Here is an 18,545-nt window from a genome sequence, read left to right on the forward strand (position 1 = left end):
GGGCCGGCGTTGGGAAGTTCTTGACGCGCCCACGTCCATCACGCATCGTCGATCTACATCGACAGTCTCGAATGTGTTGCCACGGGGAGGACGCATGAAAGCCTTCGTCACCGCCGCCTCGGTCGCGGCCCTGCTGCTCCTGAGCACCGGCGGCGCGTCGTACGGCCGGCCCGCGGCCGACGCGCCCTGCGCCGGGCAGATCCACCCGAACCCCGGGTTCGAGCGCGGCACCACCGGCTGGACCGCCGGCCCCCGCATCGTCGTGCTGGGCGACGCGACCCGGCCCGCGCACACCGGCCGCGCGTACGCCAGCTTCGCGGGCCTGGACGTGACCCACAGCGACCTGCTGCGCACCACCGTCACGGTGCCTGCCGACTGCGACCTGACGGTCCGTTTCTGGGTCCGGACCATCACCACGGAGACCAGTCGCAGCGACTACCTGAACGTCGGCCTGGCGGTCACCGGGATACCCCCGAAGACCAGGTTCTCGCTGGCCTTCGACGGCGGGGCGCAGTGGCGGCAGTACAGCATGTCGACGGGGACGGCGACGACCGAACGCACCGCGACGGCCAGCTTCTTCGCCAGCGAGACGGCCGGCAACGGCGCCACCGCCTTCGACGTCGACGATGTGACCTTCACACTGAGCTGAGCGGCACACCGCTGGACCACCCAGCGCGGCGCGACCTCGGTCGTCCCGGTGGTCTCCGCAGGATGCTCCACACCGCTCGACGCAGTGGAGCATCCGGTCATCCTGCTGCACGATACGGCTGTGGCATCGATTTACCGGACCCCTGCCGGCAGGGACAGCGTTCGCCAGTGGTGCGTGGATCAGCTGGATTCCTGGCCGGTTCAGCACGGTCGCCGTGTGATCCGTGCGCAGGATGAAGACACGCATGTCGTCACCGCGGGCGCGGGTCCAGCCACAGTCGTCCTCCTCGCTGGTGACCGCTTCAGCACAGCCGCCTACCTGCCACTGCTCACGGCCCTGGCTCGGCGTTACCGGGTGGTCGGCGCCGACGTCCCCGGCCAACCCGGGCTCAGCGCCGGTGCGGCGGGTACGGCAGGTGGCCGGCTCAGCTGGTACGGCTCGTGGCTGGACGAGGTCGTCGAGGAGGCCACCGCCGGGCCGGTGGTCGTCTTCGGGCATTCGTTCGGCGGGGCTGTCGCGCTCACCGCGGATCATCCCCGGATCCGGGGCAGGGTAGCCGTGGCCCCGGGAGGACTCTGCCGGCTCAGGATCACCCCCCGTGTCCTGCTCGCATTCCTGGGCTGGCTGGCGCGGCCCGGAACCGCCTCGAGTCTCCGGTTGCTGCGCCTCCTGTCCGCCTCCGGCCGAACGCCCCGCGCCGACCTGGTGGAGTGGATGACCCTTGTCGCCCGGCACACCCGTCCGGTGAGTTCGGACGATCTCGTACCGGAGTCGCGTCGCACGGTGCCCACCGTGATCGCGGGCGGAGACCAGGACGTGTTCCTGCCGCCGGCCCGGCTGCGCTCGGGGGCACGACAGCGGATCCACGTCGACGCTGACATCGTTCACGCTGCCGGCCACCTCCTCACCGACGAACACCCCGATCGTCTCGCCGCGCTCGTCGGTCGGCTCGTCACCTGACCCGCGCTGATCGCCCGGCAGGGCAGCGGATTGCCGGCATCGTCGGCATCGGCTCACCGCGACAGCGCCCGGGGTACCGGGTCGAAAGTCCCTCGGCGGACGGCTTCCGGACCTTGGCCGGCGTCTTCGGCTGGGCCTAGCGTGACTGTGACAAGCCGAGATCTGTGAAAGGAGCCACCGTGACGGCGGTCGTATCCGAACCCCGCATGCTCGCCGAGCTCGACGACACCGACATCGCCGGTCTGGACGCGTGGTGGCGGGCGAACAACTACCTGACCATCGGACAGATCTACCTACAGGGCAATCCGCTTCTCCGCGAACCCCTGTCGGCCGAGCACATCAAGCCGCGCCTGCTCGGTCACTGGGGAACCAGCCCCGGCCTGTCGCTGATCTACGCGCACGTCTCCCGGCTGATCCGGCACACCGGTCAGCAGGCGATCTACCTGGCCGGCCCGGGCCACGGCGGCCCGGCACTGGTGGCCGCCGGCTACCTGGAGGGCACCTACAGCGAGATCTACCCGCAGGTCAGCCAGGACGAGGCCGGGATGCTGCGGCTGTTCCGGCAGTTCTCCAGCCCCGGCGGCATCCCGTCGCACGTGTCGGTGACCACCCCCGGCTCCATCCACGAGGGCGGCGAGCTGGGCTACGTCCTGGTCCACGCGTTCGGCGCGGTCATGGACAACCCGGACCTGCTGGCCATCGCGGTGGTGGGCGACGGTGAGGCCGAGACCGGGCCCCTGGAGGGCTCCTGGAAGGGCGTGTCCTTCCTCAACCCCGAGCGCGACGGCGCGGTCCTGCCGATCCTGCACCTCAACGACGCCAAGATTTCCGGTCCCACCGTGCTGGGACGCAAGGATCCCGAGGAGGTACGCAACCTGCTGCGGGGCCACGGCTACGACGTCATCGAGGTCGAGGGCTCCGACCTGCCCGGCATGCACCACCGCTTCGCCGCCGCCCTCGCCACCGCCTGGACGAGGATCCGCGACATCCAGACCGCCGCCCGTGACGGTTCCTGGGACGGCACCCGCCCGGTCTGGCCGCTGATCGTCCTGCGGTCACCGAAGGGCTGGACCGGGCCGGACTCCGTCGACGGGATCACCGTCACGGGGACCTGGCGGTCACACCAGGTCCCGCTGTCCGGCGTCAAGGACAACCCGGAGCATCTCGCGCTGCTCGAGCGCTGGCTCAGGTCGTACCGTCCGGAGGAGCTGTTCGATGCCGCCGGCGCGCCCGTGGCGTTGGTCCGGGACCAGGCCCCCGACGGTGACCTGCGGATGAGCGCCAGCCCGCATGCCAACGGCGGGAGACTGACCCGGGATCTGGACCTGCCGGACTTCCGTGCCTACGCGGTCGACGTGCCCCGGCCCGCGCAGCGGCGGGCCGAGTCGACGCGCAAGCTTGGCGAGATGATGCGGGACATCTACACCCGCAACCCCGACCGATTCCGGTTGTTCTGTCCCGACGAGACAAACAGCAACCGACTCGGTTCCGTCTTCGAGGTCTCTGACCGCGCCTTCATGGAGCGGGTGACGCCGGAGGATGTGGCGATCAGCCGAGCCGGCCGGGTCATGGAGGTGCTCAGCGAGCACAACTGCCACGGATGGCTGGAGGGCTACAACCTGACCGGCCGGCACGGCATGTTCGCCACGTACGAGGCGTTCGCCATGGTCAGCGCCTCGCAGACCGTGCAGCACGGCAAGTGGCTGCAGGAGGCCAAGCACCTGCCCTGGCGCGAGAAGGTGCCGAGCCTCAACGTGCTGCTCACCTCGACGGCGTGGCGCAACGACCACAACGGCTTCTCCCACCAGGGGCCGGGCCTGATCCAGGTGGTGCTCACCCAGCGCGGCGACGTCGCCCGGGTCTACCTGCCGCCGGACGCCAACACCCTGCTGTCGGTGGCCGACCACTGCTTCCGGTCGCGGTCGTACATCAACCTGATCGTCATCGACAAGCAGCCGCAGCTGCAGTACCTCTCGATGGACAAGGCGGTCGAGCACTGCGCCCGCGGCGCGGGTGTCTGGGACTGGGCGGGCACCGAGGACGGCACCAGCGACCCCGACATCGTCCTCGCCTGCGCCGGCGACGTCGTCACCATGGAGACGCTCGCGGCGGCGCAGATCCTGCGCGACCGACTGCCCGGCTTCAAGGTCCGCGTGGTCAACGTGGTCGACCTGATGACCCTGGTCCGGCCCAAGGACCACCCGCACGGCATGAGCGAGACCCTGTTCACCGAGCTGTTCACCGACACCGTCGACGTGGTGTTCTCCTTCCACGGCTACCCCGGCGCGATCCACCAACTCGTGCACGGCCGCCCGGACGCGGACCGGTTCCGTGTCCGCGGCTTCATCGAACAGGGCACGACCACCACCCCGTTCGACATGACGGTGCGCAACAGGGCGTCGCGGTACCACCTCGTGATGGACGCCATCAACAACGCCAAGCGCCTCCCGCGCGGCGCCGCGGACCTGAAGGCGTGGTGCCAGAGTCAGCTCGACCGCCACGAGACGTACGTGGTGGAGCACCTGGAGGACATGCCCGAGGTCCGCGACTGGGCGCTCGGCGACTGGGCCGAACGCGGCTGAGGCCAGAGGTCCCGGACGGTCCCGACCCGTCCGGGACCTCTGGCCCTGAACCGCGGGTTGTCGCTCGGCAAGGCTGGGAGGAGACGAAGGAGGGGCAATGGCCACCACATCCCACGAAGCCTGGCGCGGGTTCCGCGGCACCGGCTGGCGCGAGACGGTCGACGTCGGCGGGTTCATCCACGACAACGTCGAGCCGTACACCGGTGGGCCGGATTTCCTGACCGGGCCGACGCCCCGTACCGAGCGGATCTGGGGCCAGCTTCAGCACTTGTTCGTCGAGGAGAGCCGTCGCGGGGTCCACGACGTGGACGTCCAGACCCCGTCCACGATCACCTCGCACGAGGCGGGCTACCTCGACCAGGACCATGAGCTGATCGTGGGCCTGCAGACCAGCGCACCGCTGCGCCGCGCGATCATGCCGAACGGTGGGCTGCGGATGGTGGAGGCCGGGCTCAAGGCGTACGGCTTCACCCTCGACCCGGCCGTGCGGACGATCTTCAGCCGGTACCGCAAGACGCACAACGACGGTGTCTTCGACGCCTACCCGGCCGACGTGAAGGCCGCCCGCCGTTCGCACATCATCACCGGCCTGCCGGACGCGTACGGTCGTGGCCGGATCATCGGCGACTACCGGCGCGTCGCGCTGTACGGCGTGGACCGCCTGATCGCCGAGCGACAGGCGCTCAAGGCGTCGCTCGACGCCCACCTGTCGTCGGAGGACGTGATCCGCGACCGTGAGGAGTTGGCCGAGCAGATCCGGGCGCTGGAGGAGCTGCGACTGATGGCCAGCCGGTACGGCTGCGACATCTCCGGCCCGGCGGGCACCGGCCGCGAGGCGATCCAGTGGTTGTACTTCGCCTACCTGGCGGCCACCAAGGAGCAGAACGGCGCGGCGATGTCGCTGGGCCGGACCGCCACGTTCGTCGACGTCTACCTTCAGCGCGACATCGCCGAGGGCCTGCTCACCGAGCGGGAGGTGCAGGAGTTGGTCGACGACTTCGTCATCAAGCTGCGGATCATCCGGTTCCTGCGGACGCCCGAGTACGACCAGTTGTTCTCCGGCGACCCGACCTGGGTGACCGAGGCGCTCGGGGGGATCGGCTGCGACGGCCGCCCGCTTGTCACCCGCACGAGCTTCCGCTACCTGCAGACCCTGTACAACCTGGGTCCGGCCCCGGAGCCGAACCTGACCGTGTTGTGGTCGCCCGCGCTGCCCGAAGGGTTCAAGCTGTTCTGCGCCCAGGTCTCGATCGACACGAGCGCCATCCAGTACGAGAACGACGACCTGATCAGGCAGGCCTACAGCGACGACACCGCCATCGCCTGCTGCGTGTCGGCCATGCGGGTGGGCAAGGACATGCAGTTCTTCGGCGCCCGCGCCAACCTCGCCAAGGCCCTGTTGTACGCGATCAACGGCGGCCGCGACGAGATGACCGGCGAGCAGGTATTCGTCGCCGAGCCGATCACCGCCGACGTGCTCGACTACGACGAGGTCCTGGCTGCGTACGACCGGACGCTGGACTGGCTGGCGGAGACCTACGTCGACGCCCTCAACGTCATCCACTACATGCACGACAGGTACGCCTACGAACGCCTCGAGATGGCCCTGCACGACTACCCCGTGCACCGCTTCCTCGCCACCGGCATCGCCGGCCTGTCGGTCACGGTGGACAGCCTGAGCGCCATCAGGCACGCCCACGTCAAGGTGCTGCGCGACGAGAACGGTCTGGCCGTCGACTACGCCGTGGACGGCGACTTCCCCGCCTTCGGCAACAACGACGACCGCGCCGACGCGATCGCCGTCGACCTGGTCGAACGGTTCATGGCCAAGATCCGGCGGCAGCCCACCTACCGTGGCGCCGAGCCTTCGCTCTCGGTTCTCACGATCACCTCGAACGTGGTCTACGGCAAGCACACAGGCAACACGCCCGACGGGCGGCGCACCGGCGAGCCGTTCGCGCCCGGCGCGAACCCGATGAACGGCCGCGACAGGCACGGCATGGTCGCCGCCGCGCTGTCGGTCGCCAAGCTGCCGTACCGCAGCGCGCGCGACGGGATCTCGCTGACCATCACCGTCACCCCGGACGGCCTCGGCCACGCCCGCGACGAGCGGATCACCAACCTCGCCGGAGTGCTCGACGGCTACACCGACGGCGGCGGTTTCCACATGAACGTCAACGTGCTGAACCGGGCGACGCTCGAGGACGCCATGGCCCACCCGGAGCGGTACCCGCAGCTGACCGTGCGGGTCTCCGGGTACGCGGTGAACTTCGTCAAGCTCACCCCCGAGCAGCAGCGCGACGTCATCTCCCGGACCTTCCACGGGTCGCTGTGATGACCGTCGTCACGGCGCCGGTGACCGGCTCGCTCCACTCCTTCGACATCTCCACCGGAGTGGACGGGCCGGGCACCCGGTTCGTCGCGTTCCTGGCCGGGTGCCCGCTGCGCTGCCTCTACTGCCACAGCCCCGACACCCAGTACCGCCGTTACGGCAAGCCCACCTCGGTCGACGACCTGCTCACCGAGATCCGGCGCTACGAACGCTTCCTGAAGGTCGCCCACGGCGGCGTCACAGTCAGCGGCGGCGAACCGCTGCAACAGCCCGTCTTCACCCGCGAGGTGCTGCGCCGCTGCAAGGACCTGCGGCTGCACACCGCCCTGGACACCAGCGGCCTGCTCGGCGAGCGCGCCGACGATGCCCTGCTGGACGCCACCGACCTGGTTCTGCTCGACATCAAATCCGGCGACCCGGGCACCTACCGGACCGTGACCCGCACCGGGCGGCTGGCTCCGACCGTGCGGTTCGCGCACCGCCTGGCCGACCGGGGCACGCCGATCTGGGTCCGTTTCGTCCTCGTGCCCGGCCTCACCGACGACCCGTTGAACGTCCACGCCGTCGCGTCCATCGCGGCAGGCGTGCCCACCGTCGAACGCGTCGAGGTACTGCCCTTCCACCGGCTCGGCGCCCAGAAGTACGCCGCCCTCGGCCTGCCGTTCCCGCTGGCGGACACGCCGCCGCCGGATGAGGCGCTGCTGCGTCGGGTCCGTGGCCAGTTCCGCGATCACGGATTGACCGTGTACTGACCGCCCACCGGCCCGGTCGAGCCGGCGGATCGGGTGTGTGGCCCGGACTGAACGGCGGGGAACGTCACCCCGGTGAGGTCTTCGGAGACGGCCCACAGCCGCTGCTGGACGGCCACCTCGTACGACGCGGGGCTGGAGGTGACGAGCCGGGGGTGACCCTTGATCTCGCCGCGTCCGCCGGGGCCGTAGTACTGGCCGCCGAGCGCGGCGGGATCGATGGCGGCACGCAGGGTCGGCAGCGCGCCCATCGCCGGCGCCTGACCGACCAGCGGCGCGAGCCAGGTCATCGGAAGCCGCAGGAGCGCGGGGGCGTGGCGGGCGAGTTCGGTGCTGGAGATGCCGGGGTGCGCGGCCACCGCGACTGTGGTGCCGTGCGGGGCGAGCCGGCGCTGGAGTTCGTACGTGAACATCAGGTTGGCGAGCTTGGCCTGACCGTAGGCGGCGACCCGGCTGTACGACCGCTCCCACTGCAGGTCGTCGAAGTGGATCGCGGCCTGGATGCGGTGGCCGGTGCTGCTGACCGTCACCACGCGTGAGCCGGGCACCGGCAGCATCAGGTCCAGCAGCAGCCCGGTGAGCGCGAAGTGGCCGAGGTGGTTGGTGCCGAACTGCATCTCGAAGCCGTCCCGGGTGGTCTGCTTCGGGGTGTACATCACGCCCGCATTGTTGATCAGCAGGTCGAGCCGGTCGAGCCGGGACCGCAGCGCCGCCGCGGCGGCACGGACGGAGTCGAGCGAGGTCAGGTCCAGCGCCTGCACTGTCACGTCGCCTGTCATGCGGGCCGCGGCCTGTTCGCCCTTCTCGACGTTGCGGACGGCGAGCACCACTGACGCTCCTCGCTCGGCGAGCGCCTTGGCCGTCTCGTACCCCAGGCCGGTGTTGGCGCCGGTCACCACCGCCACCCGTCCGCGCTGGTCCGGAATGCTTGCCGTCGTCCACGTGTGGTTCATGTCCCTGCCCCTAACGTACCGTCGGTATCTTGTACCGACGACAGTAAAGTACCGCCGGTACGTTGTCAACGTACCGGCGGTACGTAAGTTAGGCTGTGATCGTGACTTTCCAGCGGGCGCGAAGCGGGGAGCAGCGGGAGATCCGCCGCCGGGCGATTCTCGACACGGCGTCGGCGATGCTCGACGAGATGTCCGTGACCTCGGTGACCCTGAACGAGCTCAGTCGCCGGGTGGGCCTGGCCAAGCCGAACGTGCTGCGCTACTTCGAGTCCCGCGAGGCGGTGCTGCTGGAGCTGCTGGACCGCCTCCTGGCGGAGTGGCTTACGGAACTGGCGGGCGAGCTGGCCGCCGGCATCGACGACAGCCTGCCGATGACCGAGCGGGCGACGGCGGTGGCCGCGATCCTCAGCCGCTCACTCTCCGGCCAGCGGGTGATGTGCGACCTCTTCGGCGCGCAGGGCAGCGTCCTGGAGCACAACGTCTCCGTCGAGGTCGTCGCACGCTACAAGCGCGCCTCCCTGGAGCACCTGACCACCATGACCGCCCTGGTGGAGAGGCACCTGCCGGAACTGGGCGAGAACGCGACACTGTTCAGCCTGCAGACCATGGTGATGGCCGGGGCGGTGTCGGCGTACAGCACACCCCCACCCAGCCTGCGGGCCGCCTACCAGGCCGAACCGGAACTGGCCCGCTTCCACCTGGAACTGGGGGACTACCTGGAGCAGGCCCTGACCGCGACCCTTCTGGGCGCGCTACCCCGCCGCTGACCCGCGACGCACCGGCCAGACCGCAACGACAGACGGCGGCCGAACCCGAATCCACGCTGATGGTCATCGATGTTGCCAGAGCGGGTCCAACCGTGTTGGAATGGCTCACATCGCCGCGGCGCGGGGGCAACCGTGCTGGGAACGGCAAGCACGGGAGCATCACAGCGCCGGCAGCGTGCCGCTTTTGACGGGCACCCGCATGCCGCACCGCCGGGCCACCTCCGTGACGACGGGCAGCCATCCCCGCCCGCGTCCGCATCCCCGGTACGCGCCCTCGACGGCCGACGCGCTCGACGTCCGACCTCACCCGGGGTGCCCGATCCGGCCTGCCAGCGCACCAGAACCGGCGACGAGGTGAAAAACAGCAATGATTTCCCGAGAGAGTCTCGCGGGTTGGTACCGCAACCGCTTCGTGTGGGTGGGGGTGACCCTGCTGGCGGTGTCGGCCGGCACTGTCGTGCTCCTCAACCGGGCCGACCCAAGGACGGAGCCGGCGGATCTACAGGGGCAGATCGTGAGCCGGATGCGCACCACACTCGAACAGGCGGACCCGGGGCAGCACAACCACGCAGGGCACAGCGCCCAGCAGGCGGCCACCGAGGAGAAGAAGCCGCCGGTGATCTGCGGGGTCCGCGTCTACGGCTACGAACCGGCCGAGGTCACCGCGCTCGCCGACGTACGGACGGTCTACGGCTTCCACCTCTGCGGGATCGCCGAGCCGAAGCGCCCCTGGGACGTGGCGGTCAAGCTGGCCGGCCCCGTGATCATGGACATGACCACCGAACCACCGGGCATCCAGGTGGTCGAGGCGACCGCCGACGTCAGGTTCGTCGACCGGCTGCGGGAGATGTTCCCGGACAGGTACGAGGAGTTGGCGCTCAAGGAGGCGCTGACCCCGTCGGAGATGGCCGACCAGCGCCGCAGGTACGACGCCGCAGCCGGGCTGTGACCATGCCGGTCGGCCGGGTCTACCCGACGGTAATAACGGTCAACTCGATCCACATCCGACTTTAGGTAGATCAACGTTGATATTTACAGCCATGGATGTAACAGTTGTCTGGGAGCGTTCCCAATCTGATCTCCAGTCCCGAAGAACGGAGGATGAACAGTGCGTCCACACACGTCCGATCTATCCGGCGGGCGATCCCGGTCAACCGTCCGCCAGTCCCTCCGAGTGCTCGTCCTGCTGTTCGCCATGGTGGTCGGGACGCTGCCGTGGACCAGCGCGGCCCAGGCCCACGGCACCGTCATCAACCCGGCGAGTCGCGCGTACCAGTGCTGGAAGACGTGGGGCAACCAACACACGAACCCGGCCATGCAGCAGCAGGACCCGATGTGCTGGCAGGCGTTCCAGGCCAACCCCGACACCATGTGGAACTGGATGAGCCAGCTGCGGGACGGCCTCGCCGGCCAGTTCCAGGCCCGCACCCCTGACGGACAGCTGTGCAGCAACGCCCTCTCCCGCAACGACGCGGTGAACCAGCCCGGAGCCTGGAAGGCGACCACCGTCGGCCGCAACTTCACGGTCCAGATGTACGACCAGGCCAGCCACGGTGCTGACTACTTCCGGGTCTACGTCACCAAGCAGGGGTTCAACCCGGCCACCCAGCGGCTCGGGTGGGGCAACCTCGACCTGATCACGACGACCGGGCGGTACGCGCCGGCGCAGAACATCTCGTTCAACGTCTCGGTCTCCGGCCGCTCCGGAAGCCACGTCCTGTTCGTGATCTGGAAGGCGTCGCACATGGACCAGACCTACATGTGGTGCAGCGACATCAACATCACCTGATCGGCAGGACCGGTCCACTCCGGCCCAGGGCGTCGTCGTCCTGGGCCGGAGTGTTGCCGCCCGGGCCGGTCACCCCGGCAGCGGCGCGCCGAGTCCCTCGTCGCGGGCCAGGGCGATCGCCTCGGCACGCGTGCCCACGCGCAACTTCACCAGCAGGGTCGAGACGTTGTTGCGTACCGTCTTGGGGCTCACCCCCAGGCGTTGGGCGATGCCGTCGTTGGGCAGCCCTCGGGCCAACAGGTCGAGCACCTCGCGTTCCCGTTCGGTGAGCTGGGGAAAGGGCGCCGGGCCGGCCGACCCGGCGCGGAAGAGCAGATTGGCCCGGCCGGCGACCGCCGCGCCCAGCACCAGGTCGCCGCTGGCCACGCCGCGGATGCTGCGTTCCACGTCCGCGGCGGTCGCCCCCTTGAGCAGGTACCCCCGCGCGCCGGCACGCATCGCCGCAACAAGCGACGCGTCGTCGTTGAGCATTGTCACCACCAGCACCCCCACCTGCGGGTGATCGCTGGTGAGGGTCCGGGTCGCCGCGATACCCGAGTCCTGCCCGAAGTGCAGGTCCATCAGCACCACAGTCGGACGTACGCGGGCCACGAGGGTCAACGCGTCGGCCACGGTGGCGGCCTCCCCCACGCACTCGATCCCGTCGAGGGTGGACAGCAGGGCGCTCATGCCCAACCGGAAGACGGGATGGTCGTCCACCACGACGACCCGGATCGGTGCGGTCACAACGGCTCCAACGGAATTCTCAGACACACGGTGGTGCCCCGGGGCAGCGCCGGGGCGACGTTCAGAGTCCCGCCGACACCGTCGGCGCGTTCCCGCATGGCGTGCATACCCACCCCCGGGCCCATCGCGCCGGCGGCCAGACCCCGACCGTTGTCGGTGACGGTGACCCGCAACCTGTCCCTGCCACGATCCAGGGTCACCACGCACCGCTGCACCCCGGCGTGCCGCTGAACGTTGCGGAGCGCCTCGGCGGTCACGCCGTACGCCGCGGTGGCGACGGCGTCGGAGAGAGGTTCGAGCGGCACCGGAACGCGAACGACAACTGTCAGGCCGGCCAGCGCGTAGCGCTCGCGCAGCAACTCCACCGCCGGGCCGAGCCCGCCGTCGGCGAGCACAGGTGGCAGCAGCCCGTGCGCCAGGTCCCGGACGTCCTCGGCCCGGCTGGTCAGCTCGACGATGAGTCGCTCCAGCAACTCGTCCGCGCGGCGCGGGTCACGGGTGAGCAGGTTGCGGCTGGCCGACAGTCCGAGCGCGATGCCGCTCAACGCCGGCCCGAGCCCGTCGTGCAGATCCCGCCGCAGCGCTCGCCGCTCCTCGTCACGTACCTCTGCCAACCGCCGCTGGGAGCGGCTCAGGTCGCGGTTCGTCCGGGCCAGATCCACGACGGCTGCCACCACCGGGGCCAGTCCGGTGAGCGCCTCGGTCACCCGGGCGCCGAGCAGCTCACCGGGACGTGGCCAGGCGTGCAGGTGCCCGACCAGGCGTTCGCCGCTGACCAGCGGTACGGTCACCGGCGGTCCGCCGTCGTACGCCGGCGGCTCCGGGCCGTCCGTGCTGACCCGGACCTCGGCCAACCGCAGCGCTGCGGCGACGGCCGTACCGACGTCGCTCGGATTGCCCAGGCTGTGCGCGACCCGGTGCAGCAGCGGTTCCGGGCCCTCCCCGTGCACGAGCCGGTCCACCCGGCGCTGCACCGCCTCCCGCACCGGCTGGAACGCCGCCGCGATGACTCCGGTGACGAGGAGCTGCGGCACCGGCGAGGTGATCGGCAACAGCCGGTCGAGCACTGTCACGGAGACGCTGTACGCGCCTACCACTCCCCCGGTCATCAGGTACCAGACCAGGGTCCGGCGCACCGCCAGCCGGAGGCCCCACAGTTGCTGGCGCAGCACCACCACGGCGACGGCGGCGGGAAAGAACGCCTGGGAGGCGAGAATCAGCAGCGCCGGCACGGTCGCCGGCACCACCGGGGGCAGCACGGTGACCAGGAAGGCGACGGTCAGCAACACGCTTCCGGTGGTCACCCAGCCCATGCCGTGGCGCTGGTCGGCCGGGCCCCGTCGCCACCGCCACGCCGCCCCTGCCGCGGCGAGCAGGCCGAGCGCCACCAGCACGTACGGCAACACCGGCGCCAGCGGGCGGGCAAGCGTGTCCCGCACGTCGCGTACGCCGGACGGCAGCGGGAACAGCCCGACGGGCGGCGGCCCCGTGGCCAGGAGCAATACCAGAAGCGCCAGGTAGCCGAGGCCCACCCCGACGGCGACCCGGTCGACAGTTGTCCAGCGCCGGTCCGGCAGGAGCCACGGCATCACCACGACCAGGGCGTACAGGCCCGGCACCCACGCCCAGTGGTGAGCCGAGAGCAGCCAGGCCGGTCCCGGGTGCAGCAGTGTCCACTGGGCGGCGAACGCGGACAGCGAGCCGCCGAGCGCGACGCTGGCGACGATCCAGCCGGCCATCGTGCTGCCGGTCCGCTGCCGGGTCAGCACGAGCCAGGCCACACCGCCGTAGACGACACCGTCCATCAGGTCGACGAGCGAATACAGCTGAGTGGCGGTGAACGCCGGCAGCGCGACACACCAGGCGACGACAGCACCGACGGTGAGCGCCGCGGTGGCCGTGAGGACGGCCCAGGCGGCGACCCGGTGTGACCTGGGAACGTTCGACATGTCCAGTCCACTGTGCCGGTCCGGCCGGGCGGGTGAGATCCCCCGCCCGGCCGGAGCTGGCGGGGAGCCGGTCCGAACCGGCCCCCGCCACTGTCAACTCTGAGCGACAGCGGTGCCGGTGACCCGGATCTGGTCGAGCACCGAGGTCACCTGGGGCAGCCGTTCGACGTACACGTTCGCGGCGAGCCGCTGCGAGTACGTCTCGTACAGGTCGGCGAGGTGCCCGGCCCGCTCGATGGCCACCGCGTGGATGCAGTTGCCGAGATACTCGTTCGGCGAGCCGGGGCTGTCCGCGCCCGAGCAGGTCGGCGAGTAGATCGGTTTCTGCCCCACCCGGGGGTCGATCTCGGTCGTCGCGTCCGGGCAGGGATCGCCGGCGGCGGCCTGGGTGCACGGGGCGTAGTTGGCCTCGGCTGTCCCGTACGCCTGGATGATGTTCGTCTGCGGTGTCTCCCGGCCGACCGGTGCGCCCGGATGCCGGTAGTCGCTGGGCAGCAGCAGATCACCGAAGAGATGCCCGTCGAGCGATCCGTCCGCCTCCAGCGCCACCGGGAAACCCAGTTTGGTGTACGCCTGAAGCAGCCGCAGCGCCTCGGTGATCTTCTTGTTCCTGGCCCGCAGCGGTGACGTCGGGTCGGCGAACGCGTCGTTGACCACCTGGTAGTACTGCTTCTGCTTGCCCCAGAGCATCCGGTCCGCCTTGGTCCGGGCGATGGTCAGCCGCTCCGGATTGTCGGCGAACCCGGCCCCCGCCTCGAACGCGGCACGGTGCCCGCCGTCCTCGTACCGCATCACGTACGCCTCGTCGTGGCAGTAGCCGTCGGGCAGATCACCCCGCACGCTCCACGAGCAGATGATGCCCGCCGGGCTGGTGTTGCGCCAGGTGCGCACGTCCATCCAGAAGCCGCCCTGGTCCAGGCTCATCTGCGCGTGCACGGTGAGCTGGAGATCGGCCTTGGTGATCTCCAGGCGGGGTCCGGTGGTGGTGACGTGGTTGACGAACTCCGCGTCGTAGCAGAGCCGGAAATGCGGCTCGAACCGCTCCTTGGTGCCGTGCGCGAGCAACTGGAACGCGTTGGGCAGGTCGGCCAGGCGCACGTTGGCCGGCATCAGCACCCGGGGCAGACCACTGAACGGCGCGCAGCCGGACATCCGGCTGTCGGCGTTGTAGCTCTTGACCTGTCGGCCCTGCTGGTCCAGGGTCGGTGACCAGTACTCCCGCGTGTTGGACAGCCGTACCGGGGGCGCCTGGTCCGGGCCGTACCAGGGGTTGTATCCGCCGCCGGTGACCGTGTCGCGCAGCCGGCGCATCTCCGCCGACTGGGCGTTGACCGCGCCCCGGTAGTTGTCCACCAACCCGGTGAACAGCGCGTTGCGGTGTCCGTCGGAGGTGGGCTCACTGAACCGGCTGCCGGCGTCGACGATGCCCTGCCCGGCACGCCGGATCCGACCGGCGAACGAGTCGTCGCCGGCCATGTCCCCGGCCAGGCTCGGATTCTCCAGGGCCAACGCGTTGAACGCCCGCGCCGACATGGTCCACACTCCGGCGTGCGGCACCTTGCTGGTGGCCGGGTAGTTCGGGTCCCAGGTGCGCGCCAGGTAGGACAGGTAGTCGATCGCCCCGTACGGGCTCTTCTCGTCGAGCACCCGGACCGGGTCCACGTTCGGCTGGGACCACTCCGCGGGAGTGAACACGAACGGCGCCCCGGTGCTGATCGACGTGGCGGCGGTGAAGAGACGGCCCTCGGTCTCGTCGTACTGCGGAACGGAGAGGGTCCGGCCGGTCCGGATCTTGTAGCCGACGAACGTGTTGGTGACGTACTCGGCATCGTTGAGCGCGCTCTTCTTCAGCGCCTCCTGGATGGAGAGGCTGAGCTGGTCCACCCGGGTCTCCAGGCCGTAGATCTGCCGCTTGATCGCGTCGAGGTCGCGGATCACCCCGCCGAGGTCGTTGCTCATCCGCTGCATGATCGACATGACGTCGTCGTAGATGGCGGTGAGCATCGCCTCGACCCGGTCGAACCGGTCGTGCATCTCGGTACGCAGCTGACCGACCTGCTCGCGCAGCTTGCCGATCTCCTGCATGACCAGTTCGTGCTCGGTGGGACCGGACCCGAAGAAGATCGGGGCGAGCGTCATCACCGCGCCGAGCACGTTGCCGGTGAGCATCACGGTGCTCAGCGAGCCGATGGCGTCACTGAGGCCGAGGCCGACGACCGTCGGGAGGTACTGGTTGATCGCGGTGGCGATGCTGATCGCGGCCTTGCCGATCGCGAGGACGTCCTTGCCTGCCTTCTCGTCGGCGAAGCCGGCGAGGGTGGCCAGGATGCCGACGGCAGAGCCGGCCGCGTCGATGGCGACCTGGCGGCTGGCGGCTTCGGCGAGCGCGTTCGTGTAGTCCTGCGGGGTGGGCTTCGGCCCCGGGCCGACCGGGTACTTGAGGTCCGCTGCGGCCATCCGGTCGAGGATCTCGCTGTTCTGACCGGAGACCCGGTCGAGGGCGGCGCGCAGTTCGGTACGCAGCGCCGCCAGGTACGCCTGCTCGTTGCCGAGATGCTCCAGGATCGCCTCGGTGTTGACGTACGTGGCGAGCAGCGGGTCGGCGAGCAGTTGCTCGGTGGTGGCGGTCGCCCGCACGTTGAGTTGCGCGCCGATCGCCCCGTCCCAGGCGGCAGCCAGGTCGGCGTCGAGTGCCGCGGCCCGGGTGAGCTGCCCCCACGCGCGTTCCTGGACCGCGTACAGCGCGTCCATCCAGCGGTAGTTCTGGTAGGCGCTGGTCACCGCGTCCTCGACCTCGGCGGACGCGCTGATCGTGCCGCCGATGGTGGCGTCCAGCAACGCCTTGACCATCGGCGTCCCGATCGACACGCCGGGCACCCCGGAGACCGCGTCGATCACCTTGATGACCGTGGCGTACGTGGTCCGGGCCGAGGTGTCGGAGATGCCCGCCGCGTTCACGGCCTGCCGGGTCGCCACCATGTGCCGCACCACGTCGTCCCGGCTGGCGGAGGGGTTGCGCTCGCGCCAGTCCAGCAGCTCGGCGGTGAGGACCAGGTTCTTCAGCCCGGCCACCCCACTGTTGTGCGCCCGCATGTAGGCGGAGAACGCTCCGTCGTGGAACCGGGCCGCCTGGTAGTCCACCGGATCGGCGGCGACCGCCGGACTCTGCGTCAGCACCACGACCGCGGCCACGACGGCGGCGAACAACACCCGCAGGCGCCCGCCCCGCCGGCCCGGTCTCAAAAGCACACGCACTTCGGGATCCTCCTGGTCTGCTCCGCGTCCGCCGACCGGCGGACGCAGGCGCAGTGTCCGAAGTGAGCCGTCCCGCGAACCAGGGGCAGGTGTCCCGGGCGGGCGGGATTTCGGTACGCGGTCGCGTCCGGTTCTCCACGCGCTGTCGGCCGGCAGGCCGGTCAGGACGTCCGACGGGATCAGCCGCTTCGGCGGTTGCCCCACTGGCGCGGGCTCTGGACCGAGCCCCGGCCGCCGAAGTGCTGACCCTTGCCGTGCGGTTGGGGCGAGGTGCCCTTGCCCTTCGCGCGTCGGGCGGCCCGATTGGCGTGAACGGCAGGCTGCTCGGTCTCGGCAGTGGCCGGGGTGTCGGCATCCGCCGCGTGATCGTCTCGGACGGGCTCAGGCTCCGGCATCGGCATCTCCCTGGATTCGTGGGGCGCCCTGCGGGCCATCGACAGCCGCCGGACGCGGACTGTTCGGTGCCGGTGCGGGCGTCCTGACGGTAGCGCAGTCCGAACGACGGTCTCCGGCCGGTAGAGGGGTGGCACGGCCCGTGGCAGCCGGTACGCGAGGGTCCCACCCCGCCCCGCTTGGCGGCAGGGTGGGCGCACGTTCGCCGGAGATCCGCGGGCCGTGCCTGGTCAGGTCACGCGGTGGAACGTGACGAACGACGTCAGCAGCCGAGCCGCCGGGCCGAGAGAGCGATGTCGTCGATCCACATGTCGAATTCGCCGGGTGTGGTGCCGCCCTGATAGAGCTGCCAGCCGACCTTGACCGTGTTCACGGTCGGCAGGACGAAGGGCACGTCGTTGCCGCCGTGTTCGGTGGTCGACGCGGTCAGTTCCGGTTGGGCCACGTTGTCGATCCACACCGTGACGCGATTGTCCGTCGGGTCGAGTTTCCACTCGAAGCACTGCCAGGTGTCCTCGACGACAGGGGCGGACTCCCGCCAGTTGGTCCAGTCGCCGGTCGGGCCACCGTCGGCGCCCACACCCCAGAAGGTTCCGGGGACGGTGGGGGCGTACTGGCCGCCGACCGGGCGGACGACCTCCGTACTGCCGGTGCCGGTCGCCTCCACGAGCGTGAAGTGCGCCCAGTCGGGGGCGGTGGGAAACGCGTCGACGCGCAGTCGCATCCGGCCGTAGAAGCGGTTGCCCGGCGCGGAGAAGCCGTCGACGCGCAGGAACGCGCGTCCGTTGTCGACAGTGTGGATGTGCAACACCTGGTTGCCGTGGCGGGCGCGTTCGACGGTGAGCGTGCCGTTGCGGGTGTCGACGCCCCAGTCCAACGTGCTGGCGCCCCCGCGCGGCAACCGTTCGAAGTCTTCGCAGAAGAGCAGGCCACCGGTGCACGAGCGGGGGGAGGCACCCGACGCGCCGGCCGGGATGCTGCCGGCTGTGGTGCCGAGGATCAGTGCTGCGGTGAACACCGCGAGGAAACGGCGCATGGTCATCCTTCAAGGCGTTGAGCCCTCTGCCGCGGCAAGGGCCGGAACAGTGCTTACGGACATGGCGATCGCTGCCACCTCGTCGCGGGTTCAGGTACGACACCTGCCCGTCGTCGTGGAGGTGATTCGGCGGTGCGGCGCGCGTCCGCCAGAACGGCGCCCTGCCGGCACTTCCATGCTCCCGCGCTGACCGTTCCCAGCGCGGTTGCCCCCACGCTGCAGCGATGGTCGCCATTGCAGCACACCTGCGACCGATCGGGCAACATCGATGGCAGTCGCTGGTTCGCGAACCGTCGACAAGCCAATCGCGATTCGACGAGGCCACAGACGTCCCGCGATCGCAAGGATTGAGATTCCTGTCTCTGCCGACGGAGTTCCTGGTCGACGAGTGGACATCGACTCTAT

General features: G+C 70.1%; 13 protein-coding genes. 8 read left to right on the forward strand and 5 right to left on the reverse strand.

Features of this window, described 5'->3' with window-relative positions; genetic code table 11:
- Positions 1-94: 94 nt before the first annotated feature.
- The 5 genes from ACZ6N8_RS24985 to pflA all read left to right on the forward strand — a co-directional run bounded on the left by ACZ6N8_RS24985 (position 95) and on the right by pflA (position 7,275).
- Complete coding sequence (locus tag ACZ6N8_RS24985) at positions 95-649, forward strand: hypothetical protein (protein WP_466012949.1); 555 nt, start codon at positions 95-97, stop codon at positions 647-649.
- A gap of 216 nt (positions 650-865) precedes the next feature.
- A complete protein-coding gene (locus ACZ6N8_RS24990) occupies positions 866-1,609 on the forward strand; it encodes an alpha/beta fold hydrolase (RefSeq protein WP_466012950.1) in 744 nt (247 codons plus the stop codon).
- 206 nt (positions 1,610-1,815) lie between these two features.
- Positions 1,816-4,191: a phosphoketolase family protein gene (locus ACZ6N8_RS24995; RefSeq protein WP_466013028.1), complete on the forward strand. Its 2,376-nt coding sequence runs from the start codon at positions 1,816-1,818 to the stop codon at positions 4,189-4,191.
- 97 nt (positions 4,192-4,288) lie between these two features.
- Positions 4,289-6,526, forward strand: a complete 2,238-nt coding sequence (gene pflB, locus ACZ6N8_RS25000) for a formate C-acetyltransferase (protein WP_466012951.1) — start codon at positions 4,289-4,291, stop codon at positions 6,524-6,526.
- Entirely contained in the window at positions 6,526-7,275 is a 750-nt protein-coding gene (gene pflA / locus ACZ6N8_RS25005; protein WP_466012952.1) for a pyruvate formate-lyase-activating protein, read from the forward strand. Before pflB ends, pflA begins: the two co-directional genes overlap by 1 nt.
- Here pflA and ACZ6N8_RS25010 read toward each other — a convergent pair.
- Positions 7,254-8,225, reverse strand: a complete 972-nt coding sequence (locus tag ACZ6N8_RS25010; RefSeq protein WP_466012953.1) for an SDR family NAD(P)-dependent oxidoreductase — start codon at positions 8,223-8,225, stop codon at positions 7,254-7,256. The two genes, pflA and ACZ6N8_RS25010, sit on opposite strands and share 22 nt — an antisense overlap.
- Positions 8,226-8,326: 101 nt before the next feature.
- On the opposite strand from ACZ6N8_RS25010, the gene ACZ6N8_RS25015 reads away from it, so the two are divergent.
- The 3 genes from ACZ6N8_RS25015 (at position 8,327) to ACZ6N8_RS25025 (ending at position 10,781) form a co-directional block, all read left to right on the forward strand.
- On the forward strand, positions 8,327-8,992 hold the full coding sequence (locus tag ACZ6N8_RS25015; protein ID WP_466012954.1) for a TetR/AcrR family transcriptional regulator: 666 nt from the start codon (positions 8,327-8,329) through the stop codon (positions 8,990-8,992).
- A 367-nt stretch (positions 8,993-9,359) separates the two neighbouring features.
- On the forward strand, positions 9,360-9,941 hold the full coding sequence (locus ACZ6N8_RS25020; protein WP_466012955.1) for a hypothetical protein: 582 nt from the start codon (positions 9,360-9,362) through the stop codon (positions 9,939-9,941).
- A gap of 225 nt (positions 9,942-10,166) precedes the next feature.
- Complete coding sequence (locus tag ACZ6N8_RS25025) at positions 10,167-10,781, forward strand: lytic polysaccharide monooxygenase auxiliary activity family 9 protein (RefSeq protein WP_466012956.1); 615 nt, start codon at positions 10,167-10,169, stop codon at positions 10,779-10,781.
- Between the two features lie 69 nt (positions 10,782-10,850).
- On the opposite strand, the gene ACZ6N8_RS25030 is transcribed toward ACZ6N8_RS25025, so the two are convergent.
- From ACZ6N8_RS25030 to ACZ6N8_RS25045, 4 genes are all read right to left on the reverse strand, one after another.
- Complete coding sequence (locus ACZ6N8_RS25030) at positions 10,851-11,507, reverse strand: response regulator (protein ID WP_466012957.1); 657 nt, start codon at positions 11,505-11,507, stop codon at positions 10,851-10,853.
- Positions 11,504-13,456 carry a sensor histidine kinase gene (locus tag ACZ6N8_RS25035; protein ID WP_466012958.1) on the reverse strand — a complete coding sequence of 651 codons (1,953 nt, stop codon included), beginning with the start codon at positions 13,454-13,456 and terminating at the stop codon, positions 11,504-11,506. The genes ACZ6N8_RS25030 and ACZ6N8_RS25035 overlap by 4 nt, the downstream gene beginning before the upstream one ends.
- Positions 13,457-13,549: 93 nt before the next feature.
- Positions 13,550-16,711 (reverse strand): hypothetical protein, encoded by a 3,162-nt coding sequence (locus ACZ6N8_RS25040; protein ID WP_466012959.1) that lies wholly within the window; start codon positions 16,709-16,711, stop codon positions 13,550-13,552.
- A gap of 655 nt (positions 16,712-17,366) precedes the next feature.
- On the reverse strand, positions 17,367-18,140 hold the full coding sequence (locus tag ACZ6N8_RS25045; RefSeq protein WP_466012960.1) for a hypothetical protein: 774 nt from the start codon (positions 18,138-18,140) through the stop codon (positions 17,367-17,369).
- Positions 18,141-18,545: the final 405 nt, after the last annotated feature.

It is taken from the genome of Micromonospora sp. NPDC047521, from assembly GCF_055587305.1.